The organism is Micromonospora fluostatini (genome assembly GCF_050410825.1).
GTDB classification, from domain to species: domain Bacteria; phylum Actinomycetota; class Actinomycetes; order Mycobacteriales; family Micromonosporaceae; genus Micromonospora; species Micromonospora rosaria.
Window position 1 is genome coordinate 854259 of sequence record NZ_CP191251.1, and the last position, 21016, is coordinate 875274.

Here is a 21016-nt window from a genome sequence, read left to right on the forward strand (position 1 = left end):
GCCCGGCCGGCGCGCCGTCGGTGGCCCGGCGGACCGGCCGGCGGCGGTGTCGGGACGGCCCCTCGGGGCCGGCGGGGTCACAGCCCGCGCAGCGCGCCACCGTCGACCGGCAGGGTGACCCCGGTCAGGTAGCTCGCGGCGGGGGAGAGGACGAAGGCGGCGACCCGGCCGAACTCGGCGGGCTCGCCGATGCGGCGCAGCGGGACGAGCGCCTCGGCCTCGGCGCGGGCCGCCGCCGGGTCGCTGTCGGCGGCCAGCAGGTCCTGGTACCGGTCGGTGAGGATGCGCCCCGGCAGCAGCCCGACCACCCGGACGCCCCGGGGACCGTACGTGTCGGCCAGGTCCTTGGCCACCCCGGCCAGGCCGGGGCGCAGCCCGTTGGAGATGCCCAGCCCGGTGATCGGCTCCCGGACCGAGGAGGAGAGCACCAACCCGATCGCCCCGCCGCCGGTCAGCGCGGCGGCGACGGTACGGGCGGTGCGGACGGTACCGAGGAAGACCGTCTCGAAGGACCGCCGCCACTGCTCGTCGGTGACCTCGGCGGCGACGCCCGGCGGCGGTCCACCGACCGACACCAGTGCCCCGTCGAGCCGCCCGAAGTGGGCGCCGGCCGCCGCGATGAGCCGTTCGGGGGTCTCCGGGTGGGACAGGTCGGCGGCCACCCCCACCGCCCGCTGCGGGCCGCCGAGGCGGGCCACGGCGGCCGACACCGCCGCCGGGTCACGGGCCGAGACGACCACCCGGGCGCCGTCGGCGACCAGGCACTCGGCCGTGGCGAAGCCGAGCCCCCGGGAGGCGCCGGTCAGCACGTACACCCGGTCGGTCAGTCCGAGATCCATACCCGGGATCCTGCCGTACCCGGCGTCGGGCGGGCACGCCGAGGGGCGGGGTCCACGGCCGGGCGGGGGGCCGGGCGGAGCAGGCGTACCCGGCCGGCGAGCTGGCCGGCGACGGCGCCGCCGGCCCGGCCCAGCGCGGGGGCGCGGCGGCGGCGCGGGGGGTTGCGCCCGTCGTAGCGGGTGGTCGCCTCCCGGGTGGCCAGTTCGTCCGCGCCGAGCGCCGGCAGCTCACCCCGGTCGTGCAGGTGCCGGGCCAGGTCCCAGCCGTCGCGCAGGGAGCCGTTGGTGGGCCGGTCGGCCGCCCAGCCGGCGAAGACGCCCGGCCAGGACGGGCCGAGGGCCGCGGCGAGCAGCGGCCAGTGCCGGGCCACGTCGCCGGCCCGCTTGCGCAGCAGCGCGGTACGGGCGGCGGCGAGCGGGCCGGGCGCGAAGCCCGGCGGTGGCGGGGCGCCGGCGACCAGCGCGGCCACCAGGGCTGCCTGCCGCGCGGCGAGGTCCCCGGTCGTCACGTGACCACCGGGTGGCCGGCCACGGCGGCCAGCGCGTCCAGCTCGGCGCGCAGGTCGGCGGCGGGCGGGTAGTGCCCGTCCCGTTCGAGCAGCAGCGCCGGGGGCGACCGCCGGGCGCACAGCTCACCGACCAGGTCCAGCACCTCCGCCGGCAGCGGATCGGTGTGCGTGTCGTGGTAGAAACCGCCCGCCTCGGCGCCCCCCGCGACGTGCGCGTACGCGATCCGGTCCAGGGGCAGCCGGTCCAGCAGCGCGACCGGGTCGGTGCCCCGGTTGCGGGCGTTGGCGTAGACGTTGGCGACGTCGAGCAGGAGCCACGCCCCGGTCCGGTCGAGGATCTCGGTGAGGAACGCGGCCTCGTCGAGGTCGTCGTCCGGCCAGTCGAAGAGGGCGGCGATCGGTTCCAGCGCGATCGGCACCGGCAGCTCCGCCTGGGCCCGGCGGACGTTGGCCACGGTCGCCGCCACCGCCTCCCGGCTGCGGGGCAGCGGCAGCAGGTGCCCCGCCTCCAGCCCGCCGGCGCGGACGAAGGCGATGTGCTCGCTCACCAGCGGCGCACCGGTCAGCTCCGCGACCCGGGCCAGGTGCGTCACCCGGTCCGGGTCGACCGGCTCGGCCCCGCCGAGGGAGAGCCGCACCCCGTGCGGTACGACCGTGACGCCCCGGGCGCGCAGCTCGTCGAGACCGCCGGGCAGCGGCCCGGCCGAGGGCACCGACTCCGCGATCACCTCGACGAAGCGCAGTCCGGGCAGGTCGGCGACGAAGCCGGCGATCTCCGGCCGCCAGCCGATGCCCACCCCGCTCGGCCCGGTCCCCGTGCCGTCGGCCCCGGTGCCGTCGGGGTGCCGGGTCGAATGCGGGGTCGGGGTCGGGTCCGGACCGGTCACCCGCCGCACCCTCCGCCGCAGCCGCCACCACCCCCGCCGCAGCCGCCTCCGCCGTCTCCACCGCTGCCGCCACCGTCCCCGCCGCCGGTGGCCCCGCCGCCGGTGCTGCCGGCCGCCGACTGCCGCTGGATCTCGGCCTGCTCGGCGAAGGCCGGGTCGAACGCCCACAGCGACGCGGTGCCGAAGAGGGCCACGCCCATCGCGGCCCCCGCCGCCCCGTAGGTGGCGTAGGCCGGCGCGGCCGTCGGGGTGAGGTGCGCGTGCTGCCGGCGTTGCGCGCGCAGGGCGGCCCGCGCCGCCTGGGTCTGCCGAGGGGCCAGGAAGAACACGACGGCCAGTACCGCGGTGAGGATCAGGCTGGCGATGAGGAAGCCCACCGGCCGGTCGTTGGTGAGCCCGGCGACGACCCGGATCCAGCCCAGCGCCTCCAGCCCGAACAGCACGATCCCGCCGGTGCGCAGTCGTTGCCGCTGCGCGGGGGTCAGCAGCAGGCCCCGCTGCCGCAGGGTGTCCCGCAGCGTCGTCAGGGCCGCGCCGACCTCGGCGTCGAGGTGCAGCTCGCGGGCGGTGCGCCGACGGTACGCGGCCCGGTGGACCGCCACGTCCAACGGGGTGCCCCCCGCCGGCAGGCTGCCGCTGGCGGCCAGCCGGCGGTCCGGGCTGACGCCGACGATGCCACTGGCCCGCAGTCCGCTGAGCGCCGCCCAGAGGGCCCGCTGGGCGCCGCCGGCGAGGTAGGCGACCTGCTGGGCGTCGAGATGGTCGGGGCGACCGGTCGGGCCGGCGAGGATCCGGGCCCGGTCCACCGCCGCCCCGACGGCGACCACGGCGACGGCGGTGAGGTAGATCCCGAGGAAGACCGGACCGGAGATGCCCCAGGTGTCACCGGATGCGGCGATGACGATCATGCTCGGCTCCTGGTTGTCGCGCGAGAAGGGTGGACCTCATTGTGGGGGTAGCCGTGCCAGGACCGGTGCACCGGTGACCGCCCGGTCGGTTTCCGGGCGTCGGCGCGTCCGGGCCGCCGAACCGGCCCCCGGGCGGTGGAGCTGACCGTCCGTCGGTCCCCGGCCGTCCGCTCCGGACCCGGCGACGGTCAGGGGCGGCGGACCGCCTCCTCGACCAGGTCGAGCACCCGACCCAGGTCGCCGGCGGGGCGGCCCATCGCCAGGTGCAGCACCAGCCCGTCGTAGGCCAGCTCCAGGAACTGGGCCAGGACGTCGATCGGGACGTCCTCGCGCAGCACCCCGGCCTCCCGCTGTCGGGCCAGCCGGTCCCGGGTGGCCTCGGCGATCGCCGCCGACCGCTCGGCCCACCGGCGGGCGAAGGCGGGGTCGGTGCGCAGCCGGCGCGACACCTCCAACTGGCTGCCCAGCCAGCCGGTGGTGTCCGGGGAGACCGCGCGGGCCAGCAGGTCCCGCATCACCTGGACCAGACCGTTGCGGGCCACGGTCTCGACCATGGCGACGGCGTCGTCCTCGGCGACGGCCAGGAAGAGCGAGTCCTTGTCCCGGAAGTGGTGGAAGATCGCGCCCCGGGACAGGCCGGTCGCCTCCTCCAGCCGCCGTACGGTGGCCCCCTCGTAGCCGTGGCGGGCGAAACAGGCCCGCGCGGCGGCCAGGATCTCCTGTCGCCGGGCGTCGAGCTGGTCCTGACTTACTCTGGGCACGGGTCGATCGTGTCAGGTGCGGTAGGCCCGTGCAAACCGTACGTACGGCTTGGGGATGCCGCCGTCCCCGGGAGGCCGCCCCCGCGTGATCCGCCGTCCGGCGGCGCGGTTCCGGCCCGGTGTGCACGCGGTGGCGTCGGAAGGCCACGGTGGGCCACCCGGCCCTGTCGGCGGCGCCCGGTCGTCCCGTACCCTTCGGCGGGTGCCGTTGCTCCTGCTTGATCTGGAGAACACCCTGATCGACCGGTCCGGGGCGTTCCGTACCTGGGGGGCGCGTTTCCTGGCCGGTGTCGGTGCTCCGCCCGCCGATCTCGACTGGCTGCTGTCCATCGACGCCGACGGCCTGACCGACCGGTGGGACCTGGCGGACGCCATCCGGGGCCGGTACGGACTGCTCGTGCCCTCGATCGACCTGGTCGACGAACTCCACGAGGGGGTGCTGGCCCACACCCGACTCGATCCGCTGGTCGCCTGCGCGCTGCGGATCGCCGACGACGCCGGCTGGGTGCCGGTGGTGGTCAGCAACGGCGCGGTACGGCACCAGGAGGAGCTGATCCGGCGCACCGGGGTGGACCGGTACGTGGCCGACTGGGTGATCTCCGAGGAGGCCGGGGTGAGCAAGCCCAACCCGCGCATCTTCGCCCTCGCCGCCCAGCGGGTCCGGATGCCGTTGCGCCGGGCCTGGGTGGTCGGCGACAGCCCGGAGGCCGACATCGGGGGCGCGGCTGCGGTCGGTCTGCCCAGCGTCTGGCTGCACCGGGGCCGCCGGTGGCCGGATCCCCGGTTCGCCCCCACGCACGCCGTCGAGAGTCTGATCGCCGCGATCGCCCTGGTGCTCGCCGGCTGACCCGGCCCGGCCGGAATTCGGTTGACCGCCCGCCCGGCGGTCACCAGGATGGTCGGCGCACGTACGGCATGTGCCCGGGTGACGCCCGGTCGAGTGGTGAGGAGGTCGGTCATGGCCGTCTTCGCAGGGTTTGCCCGCCCGACCCCACCAGCCTCGATCAAGGGATCACCAACGACGTGCGTGAAGACCACGACCTTCCGGCGCCTGCGCGCCGTACCCGCGGCAAGCGCCGCTTCGACGACGACGAACCGTACCTGCTGAAGCGGGGCCGGCCCGCCGAGCCGGCCCCGGCCGAGCCCGACGACGAGCCGGACCCGGCGACCGGGGACCGCTGGTCCTCCTGGGACGCGGCCGTGCACGGCCCCGAGCCGTACCCGGACTGGCTGGTCACCGAGCTGGCCGCCCGGGACAGCGAACTGGGCGTGCTCAAGACCGGCAAGGAAGCCGACGTGCACCTGGTCCGTCGGGCGGTACCGGAGACCGACCGGTCCTGCCTGCTGGCGGTGAAGCGGTACCGGGACGCCACCCACCGGCTCTTCCACCGCGACGCCGGCTACCTGGAGGGCCGCCGGGTCCGCCGGTCCCGGGAGAACCGGGCGATGGCCGGCCGGACCGCCTTCGGCCGGCAGATGATCGCCGGGCAGTGGGCCGCCGCCGAGTTCGCCGTCCTCGCCCGGCTCTGGGAGCTGGGCGAGGCCACCGGCGCGATCCGGGTCCCGTACCCGGTCCAGTTGCTCGGCACCGAGCTGATGCTGGAGTTCCTCGGTGACACCGCCTCCGGGCGGGCCGCTCCCCGGCTGGCCCAGCTCCGGCCCGGGTCGGCGCAGCTCGGCGACCTCTGGACGCAGTTGGTGGACGCCCTGGTGCTGCTCGCCCGGGCCGGGTACGCGCACGGCGACCTGTCCCCGTACAACCTTTTGGTGCACGACGGCCGGCTGGTCCTGATCGACCTGCCGCAGGTGGTCGACCTGGTGGCGAACCCGCAGGGGCCGGAGTTCCTGGCCCGGGACGTCCGGGTGGTCGCCACCTGGTTCGCCGCGCGGGGCCTCACCGGCGCCGTCACTGACCCGGCGGCGCTCACCGGGACCCTGCTGCGCGAGGCGGGCCTGCGCTGAGCGCGGGCGGCCCGGACGGCTGGTGTGCCGTCCGGGCCGCCCGCACGTGCGTGGGTGCCCACTGCCCGAGTGCCCGGCTGCCCGAGTGCCCGGGGCGGGTCGACGCGCCCGCTCGCCCCCGGCGGACCGCCGGGTCGCGCTACTGGAGGTACCGTTCGACCTCCGAGGTGGGGCGGACCCCCTGGGCCTCCGGGTCGCCGTGGGTCTGCCGGGCGGCCCGCCGCCGACGGAGCAGGTCCCAGCACTGGTCCAGCGACTCCTCCAACTCCCGCAGCCGGTCCCGGTCGTCCTCGGTGCCCGACTCGTGGACCTGTGCCGCCGACCGGAGCCGGTGCTCCTCGTCGACCAGGTCCGAGATCCGCTTCAAGATGTCCCTGTCGTCCATGCCTGTGAGCCTGGCACAGCCCGGCGGCACGCGCGGCCGGTCGTCGATCCTGCGCGCCGGCCGGCCCGCCGGGGTGCGTCGCCCCTGTGCCCGCACACCGTGCCCACCCGCCGCCGGGCCCACCCGCACCGCCGGGTCCGGCCGCCCGGTTCTCGGCTGTGGACGGTGCCGTCGCCGGGCCGGTCGGGCGAGGGTACCGGGTATCTCACACCGCCGGGTGGCCGCCCGGCCTTCAGCCGTGAGGCGAAGGGTGAGATGCTCACCAGCCGTATGGTGAAAATTCTGCCCGTCCGGCCGTTGCGGGCCGACCCGCGCCGGTGTCGACCTCAGGTGTACGGGTGGCCCGCGCCGGTCGGTGCCGGTGCGGGCGTCCGCCGACGGGTGGTCGGCGGTGGTCCGCCGGCCGCCGCCTGCTGCCCGCCGGCCGCTGGCCGCCGCCTGCTGCCCGCCGGCCGCTGGCCGCCGCCTGCTGTCCGGTGGGCGGTGGCCCGTCCGGTGGTCCGGCCGGGCCCGACCGGGGCGGGACGGCCGGTGGCCGGTGCGCCCCGCCGGTCGGGTGGGTGGCCGACGGAGAACGCGGGCCGTCCGGTCGGCTGCGGAGGGGCGGCTCCGACCGGAGCGTCGACGACAGTCCATAATGGATGATCAGGTGCGGCGCCGGGCGGCGCCGGTCGCACCCGGCTCCGTGGCCGCCGCCGGGCCGTACCGGCCGGGCCGCCGCCGGGCCCACGGGTCGGGTACGACGGAGAGTCCGACACGAGCGAACGGCGACACCAGCCGGGGAAGAGGACGACGAGTGGTGCAGCAGACGACTCCGAGCGCAGACCTGACGTGGTTGCTGGACGACCTGGTCGGCCGGGTGCAGCAGGCCGAGCACGCGGTCGCGCTCTCTGCGGACGGCCTGCTGATGGCGTCCTCGCGGGGCCTGGGCCGGGACGACGGGGAGCACCTCGCGGCGATGGCGGCCGGCATCCAGAGCCTCGCGCGGGGAGCCGGCAAGCGGTTCGGCGGCGGCCGGGTGCAGCAGACGATCATCGAGATGCAGTCGTCGTTCCTGTTCGTCACGGCCGCCGGGCGCAACGCCTGTCTCGCCGTCCTCGCCGACGAGGAGGCCGACGTCGGCCTCATCGCCTACGAGATGGCGATGCTGGTCGCCCGGGTCGGCAAGTTCGTCAACTCCCCGTCCCGGCTGCCCGACCTGCCGCACGAACAGCGCTAGCCCGGCCGCACACCGGCCCGGCCGCAACGACGCGGGGCCCCTGCCGTCCACCGGCAGGGGCCCCGCGTCGTGTGCCGTCAGCTCGCGATCATGCGGCGCAGGACGTACTGCAGGATGCCGCCGTGGCGGTAGTAGTCCGCCTCACCCGGGGTGTCGATCCGGACCACCGCGTCGAACTCGACGCCGGTGTCGGTGGTGACCTTCACGGTGCGCGGGGTGCGCCCCTCGTTCAGCTCGGTCACCCCGGCGATGCTGAACGTCTCGGTGCCGGTCAGGCCCAGCGACTCGGCGGTCTCGCCGGCCGGGAACTGCAGCGGCAGGACGCCCATGCCGATCAGGTTCGACCGGTGGATCCGCTCGTACGACTCGGCGACGACCGCCTTCACGCCGAGCAGCATGGTGCCCTTGGCCGCCCAGTCCCGCGACGAACCGGAGCCGTACTCCTTACCGGCCAGCACGACCAGCGGGATGCCCGCCTCCTGGTACGCCGTCGAGGCGTCGTAGATCGAGGTCTGCTCGCCGGTCAGGTGGTTGACCGTGAAGCCGCCCTCCACGCCGGGGACGAGCTGGTTGCGCAGCCGGATGTTGGCGAAGGTGCCCCGGATCATCACCTCGTGGTTGCCCCGGCGGGAGCCGTACGAGTTGAACTCGTGGCGCGGCACCCCGTGCTCGGCGAGGTACGTCCCGGCGGGGGAGTCGGCCTTGATCGCGCCGGCCGGCGAGATGTGGTCGGTGGTCACCGAGTCGCCCAGCTTGGCCAGCACCCTGGCGCCACTGATGTCGGAAACTGGCGCCGGCTGGCGCCCCATGCCCTCGAAGTACGGGGGCTTGCGCACGTACGTCGACTCGCCGTCCCAGGCGAAGGTGTCGCCGGTCGGGGTGGGCAGCGACTGCCAGCGCTCGTCACCGGCGAAGACGTCGGCGTACGCGGCGCTGAAGCCGGTGGCGCCGATCGCCGAGGCGATGACGTCCTGGATCTCGGCGTTGGCCGGCCAGATGTCGCGCAGGAAGACCGGGTTGCCCTCGCTGTCCTCGCCGAGCGGCTCGTTGGCCAGGTCGATGTCCATCGTGCCGGCGAGGGCGTACGCCACCACCAGCGGCGGGGACGCCAGGTAGTTCATCTTGACGTCCGGGTTGATCCGGCCCTCGAAGTTCCGGTTGCCGGAGAGCACCGAGACGACGGCGAGGTCGTTCTCGTTGACCGCGGCGGAGACCTCCTCCGGCAGCGGGCCGGAGTTGCCGATGCAGGTGGTGCAGCCGTACCCGACCAGGTTGAAGCCGAGCTTCTCCAGGTAGGGGGTCAGGCCGGAGCGGTCGTAGTAGTCCATGACGACCTTGGAACCCGGGGCCAGGGTGGTCTTCACCCACGGCTTGCGGGCCAGGCCCTTGTCCACCGCGTTGCGGGCCAGCAGCGCGGCACCGATCATCACCTGCGGGTTCGAGGTGTTGGTGCAGGAGGTGATCGCGGCGATGACCACCGCGCCGTGGTCCAGCTCGTACTCGACGCCGTCGGCGCCGGTGACCCGGATCGGGTCGCTGGCCCGGCCGCCGGAGCCGACGGCGGCGGTGGCCAGGTCACGCGGGGCGTCGGCCGGGTCGTTGACGTCGTTGGCGGGGGAGTCGCTGGCCGGGAAGGACTCGGCGCTGGCCTCGTCGGCCGGGCCGACGGCGCCGGAGGGCAGCTCGCCCCCGGTCTCGTCGACGGTCACGTAGTCGGTCAGCGCCGAGCGGAACAGCGTCTTGGCGCTGCCCAGCGGCACCCGGTCCTGCGGGCGCTTCGGGCCGGCCAGGGACGGCTCGATGGTGCCCAGGTCCAGCTCCAGGCGCTCGGAGTACTCCGGCTCGTGGGCCGGGTCCCCATCGGCTGAGTGCCAGAGACCTTGTGCCTTGGCGTACGCCTCGACCAGCGCGACCTGCTGCGGGCCGCGGCCGGTCAGCTCCAGGTAGCGGACGGTCTCGGCGTCGATCGGGAAGATGGCGACGGTGGAGCCGTACTCCGGCGACATGTTGCCGATGGTGGCCCGGTTGGCCAGCGGCACGGCACTCACGCCGGGGCCGTAGAACTCGACGAACTTGCCGACCACCCCGTGCTTGCGCAGCATCTCGGTGATGGTGAGGACCAGGTCGGTGGCGGTGGTGCCGGCCGGCATCTCGCCGGAGAGCTTGAAGCCGACCACGCGCGGGATCAGCATGCTGACCGGCTGGCCGAGCATCGCGGCCTCGGCCTCGATGCCGCCGACGCCCCAGCCCAGCACGCCCAGACCGTTGACCATCGTGGTGTGCGAGTCGGTGCCGACGACGGTGTCCGGGTACGCCTGGCCGCCCCGCTCCATGATCGTGCGGGCCAGGTACTCGATGTTGACCTGGTGCACGATGCCGGTGCCCGGCGGGACCACCTTGAACTCGTTGAACGCGGTCTGGCCCCAGCGCAGGAACTGGTAGCGCTCCTTGTTGCGCTCGTACTCCAGCTCGACGTTGCGCTCGAAGGCGTCCTCGCGGCCGAACAGGTCGGCGATGACCGAGTGGTCGATGACCAGCTCGGCCGGGGCGAGCGGGTTGACCTTGGTGGCGTCGCCGCCGAGGTCGCGGACCGCCTCGCGCATGGTGGCCAGGTCGACCACGCAGGGCACGCCGGTGAAGTCCTGCATCAGCACCCGCGCCGGGGTGAACTGGATCTCCACGCTCGGGTCGGCGGTCGGGTCCCAGCCGCCGAGCTGCCGGATGTGGTCGGCGGTGATGTTCGCGCCGTCCTCGGTCCGCAGCAGGTTCTCCAGCAGGATCTTCAAGCTGTACGGCAGCCGGTCGTGACCGGCCACCTTGTCGATCTTGAAAATCTCGTAGCTCGCGTCTCCGACGCGTAGCTGGGTCTTCGCACCGAAGGTGTCGAGGCTCGCCACGTCGTACTCCTTCACACCAGCGACCGTGAGTAGTCCTGAGCAGTCTGTCGCACCGGTCGGGGCGCCGCCGAGGTTAGGCGACACTTACCGCCACTTCGCGCTTCTCAACAAAACCGTACGTCCGTCTTGCTATTGGCGCAACCTCGCGTCACTCTCCGGGACGACGACCGGTCCCATGATCCACCACCTGGCACCCGGTCGCCGCTCGGCGGTGGCCGGCGCGGACGACGAAGGGCCGACCCCGGGTGGGGTCGGCCCTTCGTCTGTGTGCCGGTGGCTCAGTGGATGTAACCGCGGGTGGCGATCCAGTCGGCCAGGTCCTCGACGTCCATCTTGTAGCTGGCCTGGTTCGGGTCGGCGGAGTCGGCGATGGTCACGGTGCGGCCCTCGTCGGTGTAGCCGACCACGCTGATGTAGTGGCCGCCCTCGAAGGAGTGGGTGGTGCCGTCGGTGTCGGTGGCGGTGCCGGCGATGTTGGCGACCACGGCCCGGCCGTCGTCGACGGTGCGCACGATGTCGGCGCGCAGCCGGTCGGTCTGCTTGTCGTCAGCCTTGCTGCTGCTGATCTCGACGCTGCGGTAGATGTCCTTGCCGGTGTGCTTGTTCATCACCGGGGTGATGTCGTTGACCGAGTCGGTGCCGGCCTCGGTGGTACGCATCTCCTTGGCCATGGCGTGCACGTCGATGTTCTTGCCCTGCACGCTCAGGGCGTTGCGGGCCGCGGCGGGGCCGCAGTAGTAGAAGTTGGGCTGCGCCTCGTAGCGGACGTTCAGCTCGCGCTCGCCGCCGGGCTTGCGCTCGGTCTGCACCGCGGCGGTGGTCCGGCCGAGGGCGTCGGGGGCGGCGTGGGCGGCGGTCACGGGGCCGGCGATGGCGCCGCCGGTGAAGGCGAGGCCAGCGGCGGTCAGGGCGGCCTTGCGAAGCAGAGTGGTACGCATGATGAGTGCCTCTCTGTCGGGGGTGCGGCACCGTACGCGGGGGAGCGACGGGTGCCGCGAGGGGGAAGGAAGTGAGCGGGACATCCGGCGGCTCGGCCTGCTCGGGCGTCCGGTAGATGTAACGACCCGGGGGCCGGCCACATTCCGGCCGACGTCATCCGGGATCCGGGGCGCGGCCCACTGCCCACGCCGGGGGAGGCGGGGGAGGCGGGGGCGGGCGGGGGAGCGCCCGGGGTATGCCATGTACAACGCCCCCACCCCCGCGACGATTCCGCCGCCCGGGTGACCCCCGCCACCGGGCGGGGTGGCGAACCGGACACCGGGGAGTCGGGAGACATCCCCGCCGGAAGGGGCCTCGCCGGGACGCGGGCTCCCGACTGCCGGCCCCGGTCCGCCGGTCTGTCACGGAGGGGGCGACCAGGTCACCCGGCGCACCGGTGTCCGCCCGGCGGGGGCGTCCGCGCGAACCGGGGTGTCCTGCCCGGCAGGGGCCGGTGTCCGCCCGGCTGCGGGGTGTGGGCGGGCCTGCGCCGGATACGCCGAACGGGCCGGCCCGCACAGGGGCCGGCCCGTTCGTGGTGCGGGTCGGGTCAGTGGGCGTAGCCACGGCTGGCGATCCACTGGGCCAGCTCGTTGACGTCCATCTTGTAGGAGGCCTGGTTCGGGTCGGCCGAGTCGGCGATGGTCACGGTGCGGCCCTCGTCGGTGTAGCCGACCACGCTGATGTAGTGGCCGCCCTCGAAGGAGTGGGTGGTGCCGTCGGTGTCGGTGGCGGTGCCGGCGATGTTGGCGACCACGGCCCGGCCGTCGTCGACGGTGCGCACGATGTCGGCCCGCAGGGTGTCGACGCGTGTGGTGTCCGCCTTGCCCGACGGGATCACCGTGCTGCGGTACGCGTCCCGACCGGTCTCCTTGTTCAGGACCGGCGTGATGTCGTTGATGGAGTCGGTGCCGTTCTCGGTGGTGCCCATCTCCTTGGCCATGGCGTGCACGTCGATGTTCTTGCCCTGCACGCTCAGGGCGTTGCGGGCCGCGGCGGGGCCGCAGTAGTAGAAGTTGGGCTGCGCCTCGTAGCGGACGTTCAGCTCGCGCTCGCCGCCGGGCTTGCGCTCGGTCTGCACCGCGGCGGTGGTCCGGCCGAGGGCGTCGGGGGCGGCGTGGGCGGCGGTCACGGGGCCGGCGATGGCGCCGCCGGTGAAGGCGAGGCCAGCGGCGGTCAGGGCGGCCTTGCGAAGCAGAGTGGTACGCATGATGAGTGCCTCTCTGTCGGGGGTACGGCACGCCCACGGGGGAGCGGCGCGCCGCGAGGGGGAAGTCAGGAGGGCGTCCGGCGGCTCGGCCTGCTCGGGCGTCCGGGAGATGTAACGACCCCCGCCCCGCCACGATTCCGCCGCCGGGGTGGCCCCGGCCACGGGACATATCACCGCATAACGGACGCGGGGGCCCGCAGGGCGGTGGTCCGGGGCGGTGCCGCGTCGTCTGTGCGCTGCGGGCCCCGGTGCCGGTGGGCCGCCCGCGCGGGCGGGACAGGCCGCTGTGCGCCGGGTGGGCTACCGGTGTCGGGTCAGGAGGAGGCGGCGTCGCCGGGGGAGGAGGTGGCCTCCTCGTAACGGTCCCGCAGCCGCGCCCGGATCTCCTCCGGGGTGTACGCCCGGCGGCGCCGTTCGGCCCGCGCGATGACGACGCCGGTCGCGGCGACCCCCGCGAGACCGGCCAGCCCGAGCACCTTCCACCACTGCACCCGTTGCCGCATCGGCCTAGGGTAGACCCCCATGGGCGACCGAACCACCAGGGGAGCGCGGGCGGCATGAGCATCAGCCTGGACGAGGCCGTGGAGCTGACGCGTACCGGTGACGTGTGGGTGTTCCGGGGGCGCAGCGTGCCGGACCGCGCGATCCAGTTCACCACGAACAGCCCGGTGAACCACGTCGGGATGGCCGTGGTGCTCGACGACATGCCTCCGCTGATGTGGCACGCCGAGCTGGGCCGGTCGCTGCGGGACATGTGGACCGGCACCCACCATCGCGGGGTGCAGTTGCACGACCTGCGGGACGCGGTCTGCGTCTGGGCCAACCGGTACGGCCAGCGGGCCTGGCTGCGGCAGCTCGAACCGTCGGCCGACGCGGAGATGGAACGGGCGGTGCTGCGCACCATCGCCCGGCTGGACGGTACCCCCTTCCCGTCCACCGCCCAGCTCGCCTGGCGCTGGCTGCGGGGCCGCACGCCCGCCGTCCGGCTGCCCGACGGGGTGCCGGGGTCGTTGCCCCAGCGGTTGACGAGCCGGTTGCCGCAGCGGTGGCGGCGTGGCGCGGGGCGCGGCGTCCCGGTGGCGGGTGACCTGCCGGGCGGCCCGGCCACGGACGACCTCCCCGGCGGCCCGGTCGGGGCCGGGCGGGCGGAGGTGGCCGGCGGGACGCCGGTGCGGGACGCGGCGCTGGAGACGGCGTACTGCGCCGAGGTGGTCGCGGTGACGTACGAGGCGATGGGACTGCTGCCGGCCGGTCGCCGTCCGAACTGGTACGACCCGGGCCGGTTCTGGAGCGGCGACGACCTCGGCCTGGCCGCCGGCGCGCAGCTCGGCGCGGAGATCGAGGTCCGTATCCCGCCCCGCTGAGTCGCCGGGCGGGTTTGCCGGGGCGGTCGGGCGGCAATTGCAGTCCCGTGACTGCCTCGACCGATCTCGAGACCCTGGCCGACTTCTTCAACCGGTACGGCGTCGCCCTGACCACCGGCGACATCGCCGCCGTCGCCGGCTGCTACGCACTGCCGGGGCTGGTGGTCGCGGACACCTACAGCTTCACCTTCACCAGCCCGGCCGCGGTGGCGCTCTCGTTCATCGGCGCCGCCCCGGACTACCAGGAGCGGGCGCTGATCGCGGCGAACGCTCTCATCAGCGAGGTCCAGCCGGTCTCCGCCCTGCTGACCATGGTGGCCGTGGAGTGGGAGTTCCTGGACGGCGCGGGGCGTCGGGTGCCGGGTGAGCGGTATCGTTACCTGCTGCGCGGCACCGACGAGGGCCCGGTGATCTGCACCGTGGTCCGGACCGGCTGACCGGGCTCCATACTGGATCGGCGAGCGTTCGGCGGCCTTCCCGGCGCTGTCGGGGAAGTTCCGTGATCACCCCGGTACTTTCCGACATTGCCCACGATCGCTACGCTCTCCGGACGGGACCGACCGGGGAGGGTTATGTCCGGCACGCGTCGCGCGCAGCATTCGGTCCGTGCCAGTGCTGTGGCGTCCTCGCCCTGGATCGTGGTGTCGGTCGGCGTGATCGTGATGGTCGTGCTGATGGTGGTGGCGTTCTGTTCGAGTCAGGGGCAGGGGCTCACCGGCGACGTCCACTTCGGGTCGACGGGGGCGGGCGTCTCGCTGCCGGCGCTGCCGCCGGCCGAGGACGAGCCCCCCGCGCCGACGCCCGAGGTGGCGGTGCGGACGCCGGCGCCGCCCGCCGTGCCGGGCCTGTCGCCACGCTCCACCGACCTGCCCCGGACGCCGGAGGGCTCCGGGTCGCCCGAGCCCACCGAGCCGACGCCGGCCCGGTCGTCGCGGCCGTCCCGCCCGGCCCAGGCGTCCGGGCAGCCCAGCCCGGACGCGCCCCGCTCGGCGGTGACCGGCCGGTACGGGGTCGTCGGCAACTACGGTGACGCCTTCATCGGGGAGCTGCGGCTGACCAACACCGGGTCGGGGTCCGAGTCGTGGCAGGTGCGGCTGGTGTATCCGCAGGGGCGGCTGGTGACCGCCTGGGTGGAGAGCGCCGAGCAGGGTCGGGGCTCCATGTCCGACGGTGTCTTCAGCTACGTCGGTGGCGTCGACCTGCCGCCCGGTGGCTCGGCGGTGCTGCGGTTCCACCTCGAACGGACGGGCTCCAGCACCCGTCCGGTGCGCTGCACCGTCAACGGCTCGCCCTGCTCCGGCGGCTGATCCCCGCCCGCCGGCAGGCCCGCTCACCCGGCGGATCCCGCGCTCGCCGACCGCTCCGGACGATCCGGTCGTCGGTCCGCGCCGCCCCCTCTCCGCGCTGTCTTGCGCAAGATGATGACCTTGTTGCGGCTCTGTTTGCAAGGTATTGCAGAATGTTTCGGCAAGAGCTAGCGTGCGGGCCAGTCAGCGACCAGAGGAAGGCCGTCGATGAAACCCCCGCCGCTGTCGCGCAGAGCGCTGCTCGCCTTGGTCTCCACCCTCACCCTCGCCCTCGTCGGCACCCCGGTCGTCGTCCACCAGCTCGGCGCCGAGCCGACCGGGCGGTCGGCCACGGTGGAGCCCGGCACCGACCCCCTCGCCGCCGCCGGGGCGCGCCAGTGGCGCACCGAGCCGTCGGCGGTGGACCTGCTCGCCGCCGGTGCCCCGGCGGGGAAGGCCGAACAGTTCTACTTCCTGCTGCCGGACCGGTTCGCCAACGGCGACCGGCGCAACGACGCCGGCGGCCTCACCGGCGACCGGCTGCGCACCGGCCTCGACCCCACCGACAAGGGCTTCTACCAGGGCGGGGACCTCAAGGGGGTGCTCGACAACCTCGACTACATCGAGGGGATGGGCACCACCGCGATCTGGCTCGCCCCGGTGTTCAAGAACCGCCCCGTGCAGGGCAGCGGGGACGACGTCTCGGCCGGCTACCACGGCTACTGGATCACCGACTTCACCCAGGTCGACCCGCACTTCGGCAGCAACGAGGACCTGAAGAAGCTGGTCAAGGCCGCGCACCGGCGCGGGATCAAGGTCTACCTCGACGTCATCGTCAACCACACCGCCGACGTCATCTCCTACACCGAGGACCGGTACTCCTACGTCGACAAGAAGACCGCGCCGTACACCGACGCGCAGGGCCGGGCCTTCGAGGACCGCCACTACGCCGACGGTACCCGGGACTTCCCGGCGGTGAACCGGGACTCCTTCCCGTACACCCCGACCTTCGCCACCCCCGCCGACGCGAAGGTCAAGGTCCCGGCGTGGCTCAACGACCCGACGATGTACCACAACCGGGGCGACTCCACCTTCGTCGGCGAGAACAGCGAGTACGGCGACTTCTTCGGCCTGGACGACCTGTGGACCGAGCGTCCCGAGGTGGTACGCGGGCTGACGAAGATCTACGCCGACTGGGTCGCCGAGACCGGGGTGGACGGCTTCCGGCTGGACACCGTCAAGCACGTCAACCTCGACTTCTGGCCGCAGTTCAGCCAGGGCGTCGAGCGCGCCGCCGAGCGGGCCGGCAAGCCCGACTTCTTCATGTTCGGTGAGGTCTACAGCGCCGACCCCGAGGTCACCTCGACGTACGTGCGGCAGGGCGGACTGCCGGCCACCCTGGACTTCGCCTTCCAGGAGGCGGCCCGGGGCTTCACCGCCGGCCCCGGCTCCGCGAAGGCCCTCGCCGACGTGTACGCCCGCGACGACCTGTACGCCGCCCGGGACACCGACGCCCGACGGCTGACCACCTTCCTCGGCAACCACGACATGGGGCGGATCGGCTCGTTCATCGCCTCCGGCGGCACCGACCCGGCCAGCCACCTGCGCCGCGACCAGCTCGCCCACCAGCTCATGTTCCTCACCCGGGGGCAGCCGGTGGTCTACTCCGGTGACGAACAGGGCTTCACCGGCCCCGGCGGGGACAAGGACTCCCGGCAGACCATGTTCGCCTCGACGGTGCCCGACTACCTCGACGACGACCTGCTCGGCACCGACCGCACCCACGCCGACGACCAGTTCGACCGGCGGCACCCGCTCTACCGCACCATCGCCGACCTGGGCCGGCTCCGCGCGGCGCACCCGGCGCTGCGCGACGGCGTCCAGGTCACCCGGTACGCGGCCGACGGCCCCGGCGTCTTCGCCTTCTCCCGCTTCGACCCGCGCACCCGCACCGAGTACCTCGTCGCGGCGAACAACGCCGACACCCCGCAGACTGTCACCGTGGACACCTGGTCGCCCGGTGCCCGGTTCACCGGCATCTACGGCGGGGGCAGCGCGCCCGTCGCCGGGCCGGACGGCCGGCTCACCGTCACCGTCCCGCCGCTGTCGGCGGTGGTGCACCGGGCCGGCACGCCGGTCGCCCTGCCCGCCGGCACGCCCCGGCTGACCCTCACCGCCCCGCAGGCCGGTGCCCCGGTCGCCACCCGGGCCGCCGTCACCGCCGAGGTGGCCGGCGACCCGCTGGCCACCGTCACCGTGGCCGCCCGGGTCGACGGCGGTCGGTGGACCCTGCTCGGCACCGCCCACCGCGCGCCGTACACCGTGCACCACGACCTGACCGGCCTGCCGGGCGGCACCCGGATCGAGTACAAGGCGGTGGTCCGCGACGGCCGGGGCCGCACCGCCACCGCCCGGACCAGCGCCACCGTCGGCACCCCCGACACCAGCGCGTCCCGGGACTGGGCGGTGGTGCACTACCAGCGCCCCGACGGCCGGTACGACGACTGGAACCTGTACGCCTGGGGCGACATCGACCCGGGGTACGTCACCGAGTGGCCGAAGGGGCAGCCGTTCGCCGGCACCGACTCGTACGGCCGGTTCGCCTGGGTGAAGCTCAAGCCGGGCGCGCGGTCGGTCGGGTTCCTGGTGGTCGACGCCGACGGGAACAAGGACGTCGACGCCGACCGCACCATCGACGTGACCAGCACCGGCGAGGTCTGGATCAGACAGGGCGACCCGACGGTGCACCCGAGCCGGGAGGCGGCCACCGGTGAACCGGACCCACCGGTCGACGAGTCGACGGCGGTGATCCACCACCGTCGGGCGGACGGCAACTACGACGGCTGGGGGCTGCACGTCTGGGACGGCGCGGCCGAGCCGACGGACTGGGCGAAGCCGCTGCCGCCGGCCGAGGTGGACTCCTTCGGCGCGGTGTACCGGGTGCCGCTGGCCGACGGGGCGACCGGGCTGTCGTACATCATTCATCGCGGGGACGAGAAGGACCTCCCCACCGACCAGCGGCTCGACTTCGCCGAGGCGGGCCGGGAGGTGTGGCTGCTCGCCGCCACCCCGGGCCGGGTGCTGCCGTCCACCGCGAGCGGGCCCGGCCGGGACCTCGACATCACCCGGCAGCGGGCGCACTGGATCGACCGGTCCACCCTGGCCTGGTCGGTGCCGGCCACCGACGGGCGGACGTACGCCCTGGTCAGCGCCGCGGACGGCGGGGTGAGCGTGGTCGACGGGGAGCTGTCCGGCCGGTACACCTCGCTGCCGCTGACCGCGCAGCGCAACGGGCTCACCGAGGCCCAGCGCGCGGCCTTCCCGCACCTGTGGGCGCACCGGACGTTCACCCTCGACCGGGGTGACCTGGCGAAGGTCCCGGCGGCGCTGCGCGGGCAGCTCCTGGTCACCGAACGCGACCACACCGGGCGGCTGCTCGGCGCGACCGGGGTGCAGATCCCCGGCGTGCTGGACGACGTCTACCGGGCGGCGACCACCGCCGAGCTGGGGCCGACCTTCGCCGGGGGACGCCCGAGCCTGGCCGTCTGGGCGCCCACCGCGCAGACGGTGGCGCTCCAGCTCTTCGACACCCCGACCGGCCAGCCCCGCACGGTGGCGATGCGCCGCGACGACCGCACCGGCGTCTGGTCGGTGCGCGGGGAGCGGAACTGGACCGGCCGGTACTACCGGTACCAGGTGCGGGCCTGGCAGCCGGCGACGCAGCGGCTGGCCACGGTCGCGGTGACCGACCCGTACTCGGTGGCCCTGGCGCCGGACTCCACGCACAGCCAGCTCGTCGACCTGGCCGACCCGGCGCTGGCCCCGGCGGGCTGGGCCGGGCTGCGCAAGCCGGCGGCGGTTCCGTCGGCGAAGGTGCAGATCAGCGAGTTGTCGGTGCGGGACTTCTCGGTCGCCGACGACAGCGTCCCGGCGGACCGGCGGGGCACCTACCTCGCCTTCACCGACCCGGCCAGCACCGGGATGAGACACCTGCGTGGCCTCGGTGACGCCGGGGTCACCCACCTGCACCTGCTGCCCACGTTCGACTTCGCCACCATCCCGGAACGCCGGGCCGACCAGCGCCGGCCCGACTGCGACCTGGCGGCCCTGCCGCCGGACTCGCCGCGGCAGCAGGAGTGCGTCGCGGCGGTCGCCGACACCGACGGCTACAACTGGGGGTACGACCCGCTGCACTACACCGTGCCGGAGGGCGGGTACGCGGTCGACCCGGCCGGGGCGGCGCGCACCACGGAGTTCCGCCGGATGGTCGCCGGGGTCAACGGCGCCGGCCTGCGGGTGGTGCTGGACGTGGTCTACAACCACACCTCCGCCGCCGGGGCGGACCCTAAGTCGGTGCTCGACCAGATCGTGCCCGGCTACTACCACCGGCTGCTCGACGACGGCACGGTGGCCAACTCCACCTGCTGCGCGAACACCGCCCCGGAGCACGCCATGATGGGCAAGCTGGTGGTCGACTCGATGGTCACCTGGGCGAGGCACTACAAGGTGGACGGGTTCCGGTTCGACCTGATGGGCCACCACCCGAAGGCGAACATCCTGGCCGTGCGGGCCGCGCTGGACAAGCTGACCCTGGCCCGCGACGGCGTGGACGGCCGCAGCATCCTGCTCTACGGCGAGGGCTGGAACTTCGGCGAGGTGGCCGACGACGCCCGGTTCGTCCAGGCCACCCAGGCCAACCTGGCCGGCACCGGGATCGGCACCTTCAACGACCGGCTCCGCGACGCGGTCCGGGGCGGCGGCCCGTTCGACCCGAACCCCCGGCAGCAGGGCTTCGCCTCCGGCCTGTTCACCGACCCGAACGGCGACCCGGTCAACGGCACCGAGGCGCAGCAGCGGGCCCGGCTGCTGCACGCCCACGACCAGATCAAGGTCGGGCTGACCGGCAACCTGCGCGGCTACCGGTTCACCGACTCGGCCGGCCGGTCGGTCACCGGCGGCCAGGTCGACTACAACGGCGCGCCGGCCGGGTACACCGCCGCGCCGGGGGAGGCGGTCACCTACGTCGACGCGCACGACAACGAGATCCTGTACGACGCGCTGGCGTACAAGCTGCCGCAGGACACCCCGGCGGCCGACCGGGCGCGGATGCAGGTGCTGGCGCTGGGCACGGTGGTGATGGGGCAGGGCGCCGGGTTCGTCACCACCGGCACCGAGCTGCTGCGGTCGAAGTCGCTGGACCGCAACTCGTACAACTCGGGGGACTGGTTCAACCAGATCCGCTGGGACTGCCGGCAGGGCAACGGGTTCGGTGTCGGCCTGCCCCCGGCGGCGGACAACCGGGACAAGTGGCCGTACGCGCAGCCGCTGCTGGCCGACCCGGCGTTGGTGCCGGACTGCGCGGCGGTCGAGCTGACCCGGGCCCGGTACGCCGAGCTGTTGCGGATCCGCCGTTCGTCGCCGGTGTTCGGGTTGAGCACCGCCGCCCAGGTGCAGCAGCGGGTGGTCTTCCCGCTCTCCGGTCCGCAGGAGACGCCGGGCGTGCTGACCATGACGGTGGACGGCCGGGGGCTGGACCGCCAGTGGCGGTCGGTGACCGTGGTCTTCAACGCCACCCCGCAGGCGGCGACGCAGCGGGTGACCGGGCTGCGCGGGGCGGACGTGTCGCTGCACCCGGTGCTGCGGGAGTCGGCGGACCCGGTGCTGCGGACCGCGTCGTTCGACCGGGGCACGGGCACGTTCACCGTGCCGGCGCGCAGCGTGGCGGTCTTCGTCCAGCGCTGACGTACCCGTGGACCGGCCCCCTTCCGCGCGGAGCGGAAGGGGGCCGGCCCTGGTTGGTGCGTCGTGCCG

At 74.4% G+C, this 21016-nt stretch carries 17 protein-coding genes; 7 read left to right on the forward strand and 10 right to left on the reverse strand.

Annotation, left to right across the window (positions count from 1 at the left end; genetic code table 11):
* Window positions 1-77: 77 nt before the first annotated feature.
* From ACQUFX_RS03920 to ACQUFX_RS03940, 5 genes are all read right to left on the reverse strand, one after another.
* Window positions 78-839: an SDR family oxidoreductase gene (locus tag ACQUFX_RS03920; protein ID WP_428964658.1), complete on the reverse strand. Its 762-nt coding sequence runs from the start codon at window positions 837-839 to the stop codon at window positions 78-80.
* Complete coding sequence (locus ACQUFX_RS03925) at window positions 824-1348, reverse strand: hypothetical protein (protein WP_428964659.1); 525 nt, start codon at window positions 1346-1348, stop codon at window positions 824-826. The genes ACQUFX_RS03920 and ACQUFX_RS03925 overlap by 16 nt, the downstream gene beginning before the upstream one ends.
* Window positions 1345-2145, reverse strand: a complete 801-nt coding sequence (locus ACQUFX_RS03930; protein WP_428966852.1) for a DUF692 domain-containing protein — start codon at window positions 2143-2145, stop codon at window positions 1345-1347. The genes ACQUFX_RS03925 and ACQUFX_RS03930 overlap by 4 nt, the downstream gene beginning before the upstream one ends.
* Window positions 2146-2231: 86 nt before the next feature.
* A complete protein-coding gene (locus ACQUFX_RS03935; protein ID WP_428964660.1) occupies window positions 2232-3143 on the reverse strand; it encodes a TIGR04222 domain-containing membrane protein in 912 nt (303 codons plus the stop codon).
* 188 nt (window positions 3144-3331) lie between these two features.
* Window positions 3332-3904: a TetR/AcrR family transcriptional regulator gene (locus ACQUFX_RS03940; RefSeq protein WP_428964661.1), complete on the reverse strand. Its 573-nt coding sequence runs from the start codon at window positions 3902-3904 to the stop codon at window positions 3332-3334.
* A 202-nt stretch (window positions 3905-4106) separates the two neighbouring features.
* On the opposite strand from ACQUFX_RS03940, the gene ACQUFX_RS03945 reads away from it, so the two are divergent.
* Entirely contained in the window at window positions 4107-4751 is a 645-nt protein-coding gene (locus ACQUFX_RS03945; RefSeq protein ID WP_428964662.1) for an HAD family hydrolase, read from the forward strand.
* A 176-nt stretch (window positions 4752-4927) separates the two neighbouring features.
* Window positions 4928-5866 carry a serine protein kinase RIO gene (locus ACQUFX_RS03950; protein WP_428964663.1) on the forward strand — a complete coding sequence of 313 codons (939 nt, stop codon included), beginning with the start codon at window positions 4928-4930 and terminating at the stop codon, window positions 5864-5866.
* Between the two features lie 139 nt (window positions 5867-6005).
* Here ACQUFX_RS03950 and ACQUFX_RS03955 read toward each other — a convergent pair whose 3' ends face one another.
* Complete coding sequence (locus ACQUFX_RS03955) at window positions 6006-6251, reverse strand: DUF2630 family protein (protein ID WP_428964664.1); 246 nt, start codon at window positions 6249-6251, stop codon at window positions 6006-6008.
* 799 nt (window positions 6252-7050) lie between these two features.
* On the opposite strand from ACQUFX_RS03955, the gene ACQUFX_RS03960 reads away from it, so the two are divergent.
* Window positions 7051-7470, forward strand: coding sequence for a roadblock/LC7 domain-containing protein (locus ACQUFX_RS03960; protein WP_428964665.1), 420 nt, complete (start codon window positions 7051-7053; stop codon window positions 7468-7470).
* A 77-nt stretch (window positions 7471-7547) separates the two neighbouring features.
* Here ACQUFX_RS03960 and ACQUFX_RS03965 read toward each other — a convergent pair whose 3' ends face one another.
* From ACQUFX_RS03965 to ACQUFX_RS03980, 4 genes are all read right to left on the reverse strand, one after another.
* The gene (locus ACQUFX_RS03965; protein ID WP_428964666.1) at window positions 7548-10382 is read right to left on the reverse strand and encodes an aconitate hydratase; all 2835 of its coding nucleotides are present in this window, start codon (window positions 10380-10382) and stop codon (window positions 7548-7550) included.
* A gap of 263 nt (window positions 10383-10645) precedes the next feature.
* The gene (locus ACQUFX_RS03970) at window positions 10646-11305 is read right to left on the reverse strand and encodes a C39 family peptidase (protein WP_428964667.1); all 660 of its coding nucleotides are present in this window, start codon (window positions 11303-11305) and stop codon (window positions 10646-10648) included.
* A 590-nt stretch (window positions 11306-11895) separates the two neighbouring features.
* Window positions 11896-12555, reverse strand: coding sequence for a C39 family peptidase (locus ACQUFX_RS03975; protein ID WP_428964668.1), 660 nt, complete (start codon window positions 12553-12555; stop codon window positions 11896-11898).
* A gap of 314 nt (window positions 12556-12869) precedes the next feature.
* A complete protein-coding gene (locus ACQUFX_RS03980) occupies window positions 12870-13058 on the reverse strand; it encodes a hypothetical protein (protein WP_428964669.1) in 189 nt (62 codons plus the stop codon).
* 54 nt (window positions 13059-13112) lie between these two features.
* Between ACQUFX_RS03980 and ACQUFX_RS03985 the strand changes: the two genes are divergently transcribed.
* From ACQUFX_RS03985 to pulA, 4 genes are all read left to right on the forward strand, one after another.
* Window positions 13113-13919 (forward strand): hypothetical protein, encoded by an 807-nt coding sequence (locus ACQUFX_RS03985; RefSeq protein ID WP_428964670.1) that lies wholly within the window; start codon window positions 13113-13115, stop codon window positions 13917-13919.
* Window positions 13920-13966: 47 nt separating this feature from the next.
* The gene (locus ACQUFX_RS03990; protein WP_428964671.1) at window positions 13967-14356 is read left to right on the forward strand and encodes a hypothetical protein; all 390 of its coding nucleotides are present in this window, start codon (window positions 13967-13969) and stop codon (window positions 14354-14356) included.
* A gap of 180 nt (window positions 14357-14536) precedes the next feature.
* Window positions 14537-15226, forward strand: coding sequence for a cellulose binding domain-containing protein (locus ACQUFX_RS03995; protein ID WP_428964672.1), 690 nt, complete (start codon window positions 14537-14539; stop codon window positions 15224-15226).
* Between the two features lie 207 nt (window positions 15227-15433).
* Window positions 15434-20947 (forward strand): pullulanase-type alpha-1,6-glucosidase, encoded by a 5514-nt coding sequence (gene pulA, locus ACQUFX_RS04000; protein ID WP_428964673.1) that lies wholly within the window; start codon window positions 15434-15436, stop codon window positions 20945-20947.
* Window positions 20948-21016 lie beyond the last annotated feature (69 nt).